Origin of the sequence: Veillonella montpellierensis (assembly GCF_947090115.1) — a bacterium.
GTDB lineage: Bacteria > Bacillota > Negativicutes > Veillonellales > Veillonellaceae > Veillonella > Veillonella montpellierensis.
This window is the reverse complement of record NZ_CAMUMS010000005.1, coordinates 35,069-49,203: the sequence shown is the minus strand read 5'-3', so window position 1 is coordinate 49,203 and position 14,135 is coordinate 35,069. Positions and strand designations below refer to the sequence as shown.

Here is a 14,135-nt window from a genome sequence, read left to right as displayed (position 1 = left end):
TTAAACGATACCACATGAGTGTAATCGCGCCATTAATTTTCCATTGAATAGTAACATTTCCTCTAAAAGAATAACGACTATAAGAGAACTACTTTATATCACTTTATCTAATTATAATACTAATTAGATATCCGTAACTTCTAACTTTCCCTTCTCGCAATACCATTGTCTTTCGCCTACTAACTGAGCCTCTTCTTTATCATGAGTTACCCATAAACAAGGAATTTCCCATTCCTTGATGGTATTTACTAAATCTTGACGAACTCGATCTCTCAAATTCCAATCAAGCGCTGATAAAGGTTCATCTAATAGGAGAATCACAGGTTTTGCATATAATGCACGACCTAACGCAACACGTTGTTGTTCTCCACCTGACAAGCACCCTGCTTTTGTATCTTTATAACTAGTAAGATGCAAAGACTCAAAAATTTTCTTTAATAGTATCCTATCTCCTCGTTGACTATAGGTAATATTACGAAGCACTGATAAGTGAGGAAATACAATATTTCCTTGTGGCATATATCCTACATATCGTTTTTGTGACGGGAGCCAAATTTTATGATCTCTATCAAACCATGCTATGGTATCCGAATAAATAAAACCATCATTCGGCTTTACAAGTCCAGCAATACTTTTAATAATAGTGGATTTACCGCTACCTGACTGTCCTGTCAACACAGTAATTCCTGAGGCTAGTGTGCCTTTCCCTTCTACGGTCATAGATGGACGTTTTACAGTAATATCGAATGTAATCATACCTACTAACTCCTATTACTCATGAGCACTAAACAGTTTTCCTTTTGTTACAATATGGATTCCCCATAGTAATGATAATGTTAAGATACAAATATATCCAACAATGGTAAAAGCATCTGTATAATTTCCTTCTTCGACTAATGAATAGATAGCTAGTGGCATAGTACGTGTTATCCCCGGCATATTACCAGCAATTAAAATAGTTGCGCCAAACTCACCCATGGCACGGCAAAAGGAGAGGATGATACCCGTTAATAGACCTTTCCATGCTAATGGTATGGAAATCGTAAAAAATATGCGTAACTCCGATGCTCCAAGTGTACGAGCTACGTCTTCCATATCATGATCAACCGACTCAATAGAAGCACGTACTGTCTGATAAAACAATGGAAATGCAATAACAGTAGATGCTAAAATAGCTCCTACTACAGAAAAAACAATCCCCGTCCCATGTGTATCTAGCCAACGACCTAAGCTATTACCTGGTGAAAAAATCATTAATAATATAAATCCTACAACAACTGGTGGTAACACTAACGGCAATGTTACTATAGCATCAATAACCCCCCGTACTTGACGCGGACATTGTTTCATAAAAAAACATAATGCTAATCCTGTTACTATAATAATACTAACAGCTATAGAAGCTACATAAATTGATAACCAAAATGGACTCATAATGCATTCCTACCTACTTAATCCTATCTATTATTGAGGCATAGTAAATCCGTATTTTTCTAAAATAGCTTTACCCTTAGGACCAGTCGCATAATCGTAAAAATCCTTGGCAAAATCTGTTGTATTCTTAGTAATTAAGGCAATCGGATACACTACCGCATCATGACTATCTGCAGGTGTTTCGGCCGCAATAGTAACAGTGTCTTTTGCCGCCAATGCATCTGTTTTATAAATGAACCCCCCATCAACAGCACCTTGAGATACATAAGCAGTTACTGCTTTTACATCTTTAGCAAATACAATTTTATCTTGCATAGTATCCCATAGATTCATGTGATCCAAGACTTGTTTACCATATCTACCAGCAGGTACAGTAGCTACTTCCCCCAAAGCGAAACGATTCATAGTAGGAATATCTTGCAGAGAACTAGCTTTGCTGGATTTAGGAACGACTAATACTAACTCGTTAAGTACAAATGGTTTAACATCACTAACCAATTGTTTTTCTTCCAACATTTTCATATTTTTTTCGTCTGCGGAAATGAATATACTAGCCGGTGCACCTTGTTCAATTTGTTGTCGTAATGTACCAGAACCGGCAAAGTTAATGACAATTTGATTGTCAGATAAGTTCTTTTCTTTTTTATATTCATCAGCAATTTCTGTCAAAGCACCTTTTAAACTAGCAGCTCCGGAAATTGTCAATGTTTGATTAGCAAATGTTTGATTCTTACTATCCCCCATTGTAGGATTAGTATTGCCACAACCAACTAACAATCCACACACAAACAATCCTACTATGATTCCTACAATACGCTTCTTCATAGTACTACTCCTTTTCTATAACTAACACATTCGTCAATACTATACTTCCTTTTTTACTACTATGAGCGCTAACTATGATTATCCTTTATACTGATATCTTTTCTACCATACTATCTTTATATAATTAGATAATACACGCGCTCTTAGTAGTTCAAATTTTCATCTATATTTTATTATATGTATAGAAACTGTGCAATCTGTGAACTTTATCACTTTTTTGCTATCTTATTACACCTTATATGTGTATAATAAGTATATAACTATTTAGAAATTTAGGTGATCCAATGAACTTATTAACTCATATTTTTATTAACACAATGATTCCTATTTTTATGTTATTAGGAACAGGTGTTCTATTAGACAAAAAATTTAAACTCGATTTATATACATTAAGTAAATTAAATTTTTATATATTCTTGCCTACTTTTATCTTTCGTTCCCTTTATGAAGCAAAGTTCACATGGAGTAATTTGGAAATTGTCCTATGTGCAATTACAGTGGTAATTGCCAATTTTATCATCGCTAGTATTGCTGGTAAAATAGCACATTATGATACACAAAAACTAGGTACACTGCGCAATGTAACCATGTTCAATAATTGTGGCAATATGGGTATTGCCTTAGCTGTATTTGTATTTTCTAATGTTCCTTATATTGTAGACGGACAAACACCCTATTTAGATATAGCCCTCTTGTCAGTTGTATCCATCATGGTCATCCAAGCCATTTCTAGTAATACCTTTGGATTTTATCAGGCAGGTATAGGTAAATTAACTCCTCTAGATGCCTTGCGCGTCGTATTTCACATGCCACTAGTATATGTCGTACCGGCAGCACTATTACTAAAACTAGCCCCCTTTGACTTACACGGTTTCTTTTTCTATGCACCAATCAGTCTTTTTGCTAAAGCTTTCGTTGGCGTAGCTATGATTGCCTTAGGTGTTCAAATTAATCGAACTCCTATGAATTTTTTTAAACGCGATGTAATTCTAGCTGCTTTTTTACGGCTGATCATAGGGCCTATCCTAGCCCTATTAGTGACATTATCTTTTATCCATTTCTATGGTCCTTTAAACCCTATTTCAGCACAAGCTATTGTTATTACCTATAGTGTACCAACTTCTATTAATATGGCTCTCGTTGCCGTAGAAATGAAAAATAATCCTGAATATGCTACGCAATGTGTCATGGCTAGCACCATACTATCAGCACTTACTATGCCTCTATTTATTATGCTAGCCTACTATGCATTTCCTCTATAAGAACGATCAATAAAACAACCAAGTAGATATGTAAATACTGTGCCGTACAAATCAATCTTATGTGCCCACATACCAATCTCTTTCTTATTGATTATACAACAATTCAAATACCTATATATTAAATGGATTGTATATACAACACTTTTTGCACACCCATAGCCGACAAATTATGACGTTATTTCTCAACTACACCTAAATCTTTTAAAAACACATAAAAAGCTGTGACATTTACAGTATCAATAATCTGTAAATATCACAGCTTTTTTTATATTTTATGGTTCTATTCACAACTATAAAGTATCACTGCTAGTTAATACCTATAGTAATGACATATCTTCAAAAGCTTTATAACGTATAATTACTATTTATTTATGCCCCACATGTTCAAGACCTTGGTTTACCAAAGTAACTACATGATCATCATTTAAAGAATACCATGCCGTTTTACCATCTTTTCTGAAGGTCACTAATCGAGCTTGTCGTAACACGCGAAGCTGATGTGAAATCGCTGATTGCCCCATATTCATATGTTCTGCAATATCAGATACGCACATTTCATGTTGTAACAATAAATGAACAATGCGTAATCGTGTAGGATCTCCTAAAATTTTAAATAATTCTGCTAGTAATTGTAATGACTCTTGGTCATATTGAAATTCCATTATACACTCCTTATACATCCACTATATTATGAAACGTCTTTTATCTCTTGCTTATCATTATACCATAAAATATGAGAATGAAAGTATTCCCTCGCTAATTAGAAAGAATCATTTTTTACTTTCTCTGCTAACTATAAAATGTTTTATAGTATCACATTATGTATTCTCTATGCTAATGTTTACTTTCATCTTCTAGTATACAATACCATATATCATACTAAATAATAATTCATTCTACGACAGAAGGTATACAATATCATAGATTATACTCGATAAAATCATTCTTCCCTAGCAGGACCATTTTCAGTATCTGTTACATTCGTAAATGCCTTATTGTTTTCTAGATACTCCAAGACTGCATCGGTAGGTATTACTAACTTTTTACTTTGTTCTGCCAAACTATCTGGATTGGCATTCTCTATGGCTACACCTTTATCATAAATACCAGTAACAACGCCATATCCATCACTGATTTTTATCGTAGCTAGCAAAACTCCCTTATAGGAATGATAAAATTGAGGATTCACTTTTGATAAGTCTAGTTGCACTCTATGAAATGGAATTTCAAATTCTACTATCTCTTGATTGATTCGTGTTATGCGCGCTCGAATATATACATCAGTGTTAGGTTTCTCATAAGAAGCTTCTTTAGCAGCTACTAATCCATTCTGTTTAACATCTAATGTGACATATACACTATCTCCTATTTTAGGCGTAGTATTACTCTTCCATTTGGCAATATTTCCCAAAAAATGAACATCTAAATAATCTGTAGGAATCCATTCAACCGACTTACAGAGCATAACAGGCCATTGATATTCTGCACCGCCTTGTAAAATATGAGTATATCGTTGTTGTACATAAACCTGACTAATGAGTGTAGACAAAATGATTATGCCAAAAACAATGATTTTTTTATAGGATATCATTCATTACTCCCCCCCTCATTTTCAGAAGAAGCATTATCTACCACAGACATGGTATCACTATGCCGATCCCTTCGCCTACCTCTACTTCGTTTTATATGTTTTCTCCATACATAGACTCCATTAATAAGTAAAATAAATATTCCTATGATTAAAAAGGCTAACCCTCTTTCAATGAATGAGAAACTAGGATCAAAAAATCTTGCCCCCACAATACCAAAAATAGCAATAATAGATCCATTAATATAGCCAATATGTTTCTCAATCGTTCCATGCACAAACATAAAAATGGCCAATACCATAACATATACATTTAAAAGTAATGACACAGTAAGAGGAGAAAAATTTTGATTTGCTAGTATATATAGTAAGCCTATAAGCCAAGGTAAGCAACCGATAAAAATTGGTATGCGTAGTTTTGCTTTTATTAATTGCCACAAACATACGCCTACTGCGATTGCTAAAAATATACAAGCCACTATTTCTGATGCTGATATAGCTATCTGATTAGCTTCTAACCAAGTAGATAGTAACGTTCCTTTGACGATAGTATATAATAGCCCTAGCAATCCTACTGTCCTAAATGGCAATGTCCAAATTCCTTTTGTTTGAATACATAATCCCAAACTATAGGTAATCATAGATAAAGCAGCTATCACATATACATCTAACTGTATTTTATATACTTCAACAGTTGTAAAGAATGCTGAAAAAATGGCAATAATATATAACCATGACACACACAATAAAGATGTATATCTATGATGATGTGTAACGGATTTAATATAAAATGGACTAGCCGCTAACAATAAAATCCATAGCATATAAGATTCACTATACTGACTAATACTAGATGGTGCAAAACAACATAAAATAATGCCTAATAAATAAACTATCATGCCTAAATCCGATTGCAGTAAATAGATGGCAGGTAAAGATATAACCATACTAATCAATAGATAAAAAGCATATGATTCCCCTAAATAGTATGTATCGGCTACTGACAATAAACCAGTGGTAAATATACCCATATATAGTAATGTACATACGTCAGCCATCATAGAAGCCGGCGTTGTTTTCCATATTCCTGCACCTAACACAGTAAGTGCAATTACCATTAGGACAATAATCCAATCAAATCTTCCATTAGGAGAAAAACTATACCAATAACCAGCAAATAGCAAAAAAATTCCAGCCATAATAAGAAGAATAGATAATGCTATAACTAATAGTCGCCCCCAAGAAGGTGATGTATTCGCTATATGAGGTCGATAATAGGCTTCTAATTCTTTAGCATTCTCATCTGTCATCCATCCTTTAGCTTTCCACAGAGGAAGTTCATCCGCAAGCCAACGCACTATTTTTTTATTCATACCGTCCCCCTTATGATAAAAAAAGGCTTTGCCATCAGACAAAGCCTTTTTTATAAATTCTTTATTTTACAATAAGTACGGGGCAAGAAGAATGGCTAGTAACATAACTACTTACACTACCCATAAATAACCCTTTCAATGGGCCAAGGCCACGACTCCCCATAACAATTAAATCAGCATCATATTTTTTAGCAATTGCTAGTAAGGCAGGTCCAGGAGATCCTACTTCAAACACGCTCTTTACATTTACATCTTGCGGTACTGCTTTTAATACATCCGCTAAAATTTCTTTACCTGTTTCTTCCATATCTTCAGCGATTTGCTCAGATACATAACCACCACTAATAGAAGTTTGGTCAAAGTTAGAAATTGCAGAAACTATATTCGCCACATGCACAACAATTAATTGAGCTTTATTGCGACTAGCTACTGCTAAAGCATGTTCTAATGCACGTTTAGAGTTATCAGAACCATCAGTTGGTACGAGAATAGTTTTATATTCAACCATATTAATCCCTCCTATACGGGCATACTTATGAGTATGTCAACGCTTCATATCTTCTTTATACTGTTATTATAGCACATTTATATAAATCCAGTAATACAAGTTTAATATATTTATACAATTTATGCATATCAAGTATGAATACATGTTTATGTATATTTAATATATATATCTTTACTAAATCTAAAATAATATCACATTTTAATTATAACATAGATTCCAAAAATGATTTTGTTCGTTCATTAGTAGGATGTACAAATATACTTTCTGGATCCCCTTCTTCTTGAATGAATCCATCGGCCATAAAAATAACACGATCAGATACTTCTCTAGCAAATGCCATTTCATGCGTAACAATAATCATAGTCATATGTTCTTCTGCTAATTGTTTAATCGTTCGCAAAACTTCCCCTGTCAATTCTGGATCTAAAGCAGAAGTAGGTTCATCAAATAACATGATACTAGGATTCATTGCCAATGCCCGTGCAATTGCTACACGTTGTTTCTGTCCCCCAGATAATTTTGATGGATATACATCTCGTTTATCCCATAATCCAACACGTTTTAATAATCGTTCAGCAATAGGTAGTACATCAACTCTTTCCATTTTTTTTACCATCACTGGAGCAATCATAATATTATCAAGTACTGTCATATGAGGAAATAAGTTAAACGACTGAAACACCATGCCCATACGTGAACAAAATTGATGTGCTGCTGTATCAGATACATATTCAGCTATACCAGAACTATTATTTTTAACTAAGTACTCATCTTCTATAAAAATATTTCCCTTATCAATTGTTTCTAAGTGGCACAAACATCTAAGAAATGTAGATTTACCAGAACCAGAAGGGCCTATAATTGATACTACTTCTCCTTTTTCCATATGCAAAGATACATCGTTTAAGACCATATTTTTACCAAAACTTTTTTCTATATGTTCCATATTTATAAAACTCATAGATAACTCCTTTACGATTTCTTCATTACATGACTCTATGATTTCATCTCATCTGCGTATCAATCACATAGGTCTTAAAGAAAGATCAGTAATAATATCCATCACCTCTAGTGATATATAAATTATTATTAAATGGCCCATCACCTACATAGTGATACGTTTATCCTACGCATTAGATGAAATGAATATACTAATCCTCGTAGACAGCATATAATCGTTCTAAATAATCAAATATTTTGGTTAATACATAGGTCATTAATAAATAAAAGACACCAGCTACTACAAAGGCGGTTAAATCAAAATCACGTTGTACAATCCCTCTCGTAATACGCAATACGTCATTCATTGCTAAAATATAAACAAGAGAAGTATCTTTTAATAAGTTAATGGTTTCATTCGCCAACGGTGGTAATACACGTTTTACCATTTGTGGCAAAATAATTTTGATCATAGTTTGTTTATAAGTAAATCCAAGTACACGTGCCCCTTCATATTGGCCTTTGGAAATAGATTGAATACCTGAGCGGAAAATTTCACATAAATAAGCAGAATAATTAAGTACAAAGGCAACCACAGCTACTGTTGTATCATCAAAGATAAATAATGATGTGGAATTAGGAAATAAAAATTTCATAATAGCTGGTAATCCATAATACATAACTAAGATTTGTAGCATGAGTGGTGTGCCCCTCATTAAATAGACAAACCATCCCACTAATTGTGAGGCCCACCTAACCTTAGAAATTCGTACTAAAGCTAATAAAATACCTCCTGGTATAGACAATATAGCAACAATAAAAAATAAAGAAATAGTTACTTTTAATCCTTCTGCTATATTAGGAATAATCGTCAATAAGTAATCCATCATAGGCCTCTCTTCAAAATATCAAGAGAAGGTACCTATGTACCTTCTCCTGTACTATTTTATATCTACACACTATATCTAGTATCAACTATGCTCATGTATGGTAAAATCTACTATTTTACCACCATTTCTGTTGTACCAAACCACTTTTCTGCTAATTTATCAACAGTACCATCTTTTTTCATGTCTGCAAGAATACTATTAATTTTATTCCGCAATGCTTCATCGTCTTTACGAAGCCCTACTCCAATTACGTCTTTATCAAAGATAGTGTCTACCATTCTAAAAGAGCCTGGTTTTTGTTTCATAATATAAGCAGCATTAATTTCATCAACAATCAATGCATCTACTCGACCTAATTCTAAATCAGAAAAAGCGTTTGTGAAATCTGGATATGTTTTCATTTCTTTAATAGTTTTTTTATTTTCTTCCTTTTCATACATAAAATCGCCTGTACTTGCTTGTTGTGTACCTAACACCTTGCCATTTAAGTCAGCTTTTGATTGAATCGGTGAATCATTACGAACAACAATCATTTGACTATCGGTTAAATAAGGATCCGAAAAGGAAATTTTATCTGCCCGGTTTTCCATAATGGTTAAACCATTCCACAAAATATCAATATGTCCACTTTTTAATTCAGCTTCTTTACTATCCCAATCAATTGGTTTAAATTCAACTTCCATACCAGCTCGTTTAGCAAATTCTTTTGCCATATCAATATCAAATCCAACAATTTCATTCGTATTAGGATCACGAAAACCCATTGGAGCAAATGCGTCATCTAAGCCAACCACAATTTTTTTAGGTAATTCTTTTTGTCCTGATTGTGTACTACCACAACCACTAACGCATATAAGTAATGATATAAAAGCCATGCCAACTGCTACTATTTTTTTGATACCCATAGTAAATCCCCCTCTACAAAATGTACCATATAATTATGTTATGATGTTATTATACTTTAGTTTGCTAAATTTGTAAAGGAATAAATTGTTGTTATTTTTTATTATGTTATGATATCAGTTAATAGAGTGACAAACTGAATTCTAATATTCATACTGCCCCTTACTAAGATTCACTTTTATATGTTGCTACTACAGATAATAATTCGTTCTTGTCTTTAGTGGACACAAATACTAAATCAACAGAAATTGTCATAATAGCCCCTGTAGATGTAGTCATCTGTAACTCTTTCCAGTCTGCTGTAAAACCAATGATATTTTCATAAGCCACATAGTAATAAAAGTCTATAGGATTAATAATTCTATCAATATACTCTTGTGTGCTCATAGGTCTACGTTGTATTACAATGCCTTCTGTTCCTATATAGAGCAACGGTTCTCCCATATGTGACAATTTCCAGATAACGATAGCCACTATGCCATAGTATATCATTTTTAGTCCTATAAAGCCTGTATGTCCACTGAGCCACACCATTAACACACTAATGCCAATATAGATAATATACCATAACCATCGTATCACATAATATTCAGATACAGCTTTTTTCACCTTACCAATAGGAAAGTGAGTTTGTACATACTCTTGACTCATAATGACCTCTGTTTACAAGGAACGACTTTCTTCAATGATAAAACTAATCTCTAGCATAATCATATCACAACTATAAAATAATTCACTAGTCTATCGGACAGTGCCTAATAAGAAAGTATCTATTACACAGTAACACACATTCGCAATAACGATTAATTTACTAACAATAGCATACAGCAGTCAGGGAATTTTATCTACTTCACGATATGAATCCATGTAATACATAATAACCTTCGTAATATACCTATCTATATAGACGTCACAATCATATATCCTACATTTACTACATAAATTCTTATAGTACATTGCTGTATTTCGTGCTATAGAAATTATACCTTATACAAGGAATCGTTTACTCAAACATTTCCTTGCATAAGGTATACACATTACTAGGTATAAAATTTTCCTATCCATAAGTATATCAATGTAAAAGAAGTGCATATAAACTTATAGATATACTCTACTATATAGTCTCTTAATTACGACATAACCCCATAGCTTGTTCTACTTTTCGATACATAGCACTTGCTTTTTTATGTGCTTTTTCAGCACCTTCATCGAGAATAGCATCTAATTGATCTCTATCTTCAATCAATTCATAATACCGTTGTTGAATTGGTTCAAGGGCAGAAATCACTAATTCTGCAACATCTTTTTTGAAATCACCATAGCCTTTGCCTTCATATAATGCTTCAATATGTTCATAACTATCATTAGTAATAGCTCGATAAATGCCCATTAAATTAGAAATACCTGGTTTATTATCTTTATCATAATATACACGATTATCAGAATCAGTTTGTGCTCGTTTTAACTTTTTCAAAATTACATCTGGTGCATCTAATAGACGAATCGTCGCATTTTGATTATCATCAGATTTACTCATTTTCTTAGTTGGTTCTTGCAAACTCATAACACGTGCTCCACCTTCTACCAGTTGAATCGAAGGTATAACAAATGTTTCACCATATATACGGTTAAAGCGTTGTGCTAAATCACGAGTCAACTCCATATGTTGCCGTTGATCTTCACCTACAGGCACTAATTCTGTGCCATATAATAAAATATCCGCTGCCATCAATGGTGGATATGTCAAAAGTCCTGCTGGAATAGAGTCTCCTCGTTTTTGTGATTTATCTTTATACTGTGTCATCCGTTCCAATTCGCCTACATAACTAATTGTTGTCATAACCCAACCTAATTTAACATGTTCCGGCACTTCTGATTGCACAAATAGTATACTTTTTTCTGGGTCAAGACCTGCTGCTAGATACAATGCTGCTAAACTACGCGTTCTTTGAAATAATTCCTTTGGATCTTGTGGCACTGTAATAGCATGTTGATTAACAATACAGTAATATGCTTCATTATGATCCTGTAAATTAACAAAATTTCTTAATGCCCCTAAATAATTACCTAATGTTAATTCTCCACTAGGTTGAATGCCAGAAAAAATAACAGCCATTCCTATGCCTCCTATAAATGAATAAATAGAAGTGGTTAGCAATGTAACCACCTCTATCATAAATATATAAATAATATATTCCTATATATCAACGATTAGCTATATGGTAAATACATATTGATTATTATACACCTTACGCTAAAAGTAAGAAACGCCGATTAATACGAAATGGATACTATGGACATCCTATGAAAATATCTATTCTACAGTAACCGACTTAGCTAAATTACGTGGCTTATCTACATCAGTACCACGAGTAATAGCCGCATAATATGATAATAATTGTAATGGTATAACCGTCAAAATAGGAAGTGTAAAGCGATCTGCTGCTGGTACATAAATAGTGTGGTCTACAAATTTAGCAAGTTCTACGTCTCCTTGTATACCTACACCAATAACAATAGCATCACGAGCCTTTACTTCTTTGATGTTACTCAACATTTTATCTCGCACATCATCTTGCGTTGCCAATCCAATAACAGGAACACCTTCTTCAATCAATGCTAATGTTCCATGTTTTAACTCACCACCAGCATATGCTTCTGCGTGAATATAAGAAATTTCTTTTAATTTTAAAGCCCCTTCCATAGCTACTGCGTAATCCATAGAGCGACCTAAGAAAAATGCATCTTCTTTAAATCCATAATGACGAGCAAATTCTTTAATGTCATCTACATTTTCAAAAATTTTATGACATAACTCTGGTAATCTATGTAAGTCTGTCAAAATAGTTTCTGCTAATGCAGGGGATAATTGTCCATTAAGTTGCCCCAAATAGATAGCCAACAATAATAATGCGGCCAGTTGTGTCGTATATGCCTTTGTAGAAGCCACTGCAATTTCTGGGCCAGCCCATGTATGAATCGTCTGATCTGCTTCACGAGCAATTGAGGACCCCACCACATTCGTAACTGCTAAAGAGCGTGCACCTAATCGTTTTGCTTCTTTTAATGCTGCCAAGGTATCAGACGTTTCTCCTGATTGGCTAACCACAATGGCTAATGTTTTATTATTCGTTAACGGGTTGCGATATCTATATTCTGAAGCAATATCTACTTCCACTGGAATACGCGCCAATTGCTCAATATAATATTTAGCCATTAATCCTGCATGATAAGCTGTACCACAGGCAGTAATGAGGATTTTATCGATAGATGCCACATCGGCTGCATCCCAATTAAGTTCTTCAAAAATAACTTGTTTATTATCTTTTGAAATACGACCTGTCAAAGTGTCTCGAATAGCCTTTGGTTGCTCATGAATTTCTTTTAACATGAAATGCTCATAACCGCCTTTTTCAGCCGCTTCTGCATTCCAATTAACATGAAATACTTTTTTATTGATTGGATTCCCATCACGATCTGATACAGACACAGAATCCTTCGTAATAACAGCAAACTCTCCGTCATTTAAAATATATGTATCACGCGTATATTTAATAATAGCAGGAATATCAGAGGCAACAAAGTTTTCTCCGTCACCTAATCCAATGACTAAAGGATTTTCTTTTTTCGTAGCAATAATTGTATCTGGATAGTCCGCACAAATGATTGCTAGTGCATAGGCACCTTCTACTTGTTGTAGCATGCGTCGAACTGTACTTTCAAAGTTACCATCATATAAATCAGATAATAAATGAGCTACTACTTCTGTATCTGTTTCAGACGTAAATTTATATCCTTTGGCAATCAATTTTTCCTTAATAGGCATATAATTTTCAATAATACCATTATGCACAACAGCAAATTTACCATCTGCCGAAGCATGTGGGTGAGAATTCATATCCGATGGTCGTCCATGCGTCGCCCAACGGGTATGACCAATGCCCAATGTTCCTTCATTAGGTTCTCTCTGTACCATCGCCTCTAAATTAGCTAACCGTCCTACTTTTTTTTGAATTTTAATAATGTGATTCGGCCCTAGTACAGCAATACCCGCTGAATCATAACCTCTATATTCTAGTTTCGACATGCCTTCAATCAAAAAATCTGTTGCTTGTCGATGTCCAATATATCCAACAATACCACACATAATATTTCCTCCATCTATTAGAAATCCCATATATGCATATGAGAAATATTCAGTTTTCAGTTACAAGTCCTTTGTTCTATTATTCCTAATAGTTTTTACTACTTGTATAACGATGTGAAATCACCGAGAAAGCATCCGCTGATCATTCGACAACTTTCTACCTCGTCGGCCCCTACGTCTGTCTACGCGTGGCACTTGCGCTATTCGTATATACGAATTAAAAACTCCTTTCTCATTGATACGACAGTCTCTCGTATGCATCCTAT

General features: G+C 33.9%; 14 protein-coding genes. 1 reads left to right on the top strand and 13 read right to left on the bottom strand.

Annotation, left to right across the window (positions count from 1 at the left end):
• Positions 1-123: 123 nt before the first annotated feature.
• The 3 genes from P6940_RS03585 to modA are packed head-to-tail and all read right to left on the bottom strand — an operon-like array spanning position 124 to position 2,259.
• Complete coding sequence (locus tag P6940_RS03585) at positions 124-756, bottom strand: ATP-binding cassette domain-containing protein (protein WP_038151250.1); 633 nt, start codon at positions 754-756, stop codon at positions 124-126.
• Between the two features lie 15 nt (positions 757-771).
• The gene (modB, locus tag P6940_RS03580) at positions 772-1,434 is read right to left on the bottom strand and encodes a molybdate ABC transporter permease subunit (protein WP_277288140.1); all 663 of its coding nucleotides are present in this window, start codon (positions 1,432-1,434) and stop codon (positions 772-774) included.
• A gap of 30 nt (positions 1,435-1,464) precedes the next feature.
• A complete protein-coding gene (gene modA, locus P6940_RS03575) occupies positions 1,465-2,259 on the bottom strand; it encodes a molybdate ABC transporter substrate-binding protein (RefSeq protein ID WP_028256987.1) in 795 nt (264 codons plus the stop codon).
• 284 nt (positions 2,260-2,543) lie between these two features.
• Between modA and P6940_RS03570 the strand changes: the two genes are divergently transcribed.
• Positions 2,544-3,521, top strand: coding sequence for an AEC family transporter (locus tag P6940_RS03570; RefSeq protein WP_028256988.1), 978 nt, complete (start codon positions 2,544-2,546; stop codon positions 3,519-3,521).
• A 365-nt stretch (positions 3,522-3,886) separates the two neighbouring features.
• Here P6940_RS03570 and P6940_RS03565 read toward each other — a convergent pair whose 3' ends face one another.
• The 10 genes from P6940_RS03565 to glmS all read right to left on the bottom strand — a co-directional run bounded on the left by P6940_RS03565 (position 3,887) and on the right by glmS (position 13,869).
• Entirely contained in the window at positions 3,887-4,183 is a 297-nt protein-coding gene (locus P6940_RS03565; RefSeq protein WP_028256989.1) for an ArsR/SmtB family transcription factor, read from the bottom strand.
• Between the two features lie 278 nt (positions 4,184-4,461).
• A complete protein-coding gene (locus P6940_RS03560; protein ID WP_277293220.1) occupies positions 4,462-5,112 on the bottom strand; it encodes a hypothetical protein in 651 nt (216 codons plus the stop codon).
• On the bottom strand, positions 5,109-6,482 hold the full coding sequence (locus P6940_RS03555) for a DUF2157 domain-containing protein (RefSeq protein WP_277293219.1): 1,374 nt from the start codon (positions 6,480-6,482) through the stop codon (positions 5,109-5,111). Before P6940_RS03555 ends, P6940_RS03560 begins: the two co-directional genes overlap by 4 nt.
• 61 nt (positions 6,483-6,543) lie before the next feature.
• Entirely contained in the window at positions 6,544-6,990 is a 447-nt protein-coding gene (locus tag P6940_RS03550; RefSeq protein ID WP_028256991.1) for a universal stress protein, read from the bottom strand.
• Positions 6,991-7,192: 202 nt separating this feature from the next.
• Positions 7,193-7,951 (bottom strand): amino acid ABC transporter ATP-binding protein, encoded by a 759-nt coding sequence (locus P6940_RS03545; protein WP_028256992.1) that lies wholly within the window; start codon positions 7,949-7,951, stop codon positions 7,193-7,195.
• A 190-nt stretch (positions 7,952-8,141) separates the two neighbouring features.
• Positions 8,142-8,819 carry an amino acid ABC transporter permease gene (locus P6940_RS03540; protein WP_028256993.1) on the bottom strand — a complete coding sequence of 226 codons (678 nt, stop codon included), beginning with the start codon at positions 8,817-8,819 and terminating at the stop codon, positions 8,142-8,144.
• A gap of 110 nt (positions 8,820-8,929) precedes the next feature.
• Positions 8,930-9,724 (bottom strand): amino acid ABC transporter substrate-binding protein, encoded by a 795-nt coding sequence (locus tag P6940_RS03535; RefSeq protein ID WP_038151261.1) that lies wholly within the window; start codon positions 9,722-9,724, stop codon positions 8,930-8,932.
• Positions 9,725-9,887: 163 nt separating this feature from the next.
• Positions 9,888-10,373 carry a hypothetical protein gene (locus P6940_RS03530; RefSeq protein ID WP_277288576.1) on the bottom strand — a complete coding sequence of 162 codons (486 nt, stop codon included), beginning with the start codon at positions 10,371-10,373 and terminating at the stop codon, positions 9,888-9,890.
• Positions 10,374-10,848: 475 nt separating this feature from the next.
• A complete protein-coding gene (gene trpS / locus P6940_RS03525; protein WP_038151264.1) occupies positions 10,849-11,838 on the bottom strand; it encodes a tryptophan--tRNA ligase in 990 nt (329 codons plus the stop codon).
• Between the two features lie 198 nt (positions 11,839-12,036).
• The gene (gene glmS, locus P6940_RS03520) at positions 12,037-13,869 is read right to left on the bottom strand and encodes a glutamine--fructose-6-phosphate transaminase (isomerizing) (RefSeq protein ID WP_277293218.1); all 1,833 of its coding nucleotides are present in this window, start codon (positions 13,867-13,869) and stop codon (positions 12,037-12,039) included.
• Positions 13,870-14,135: the final 266 nt, after the last annotated feature.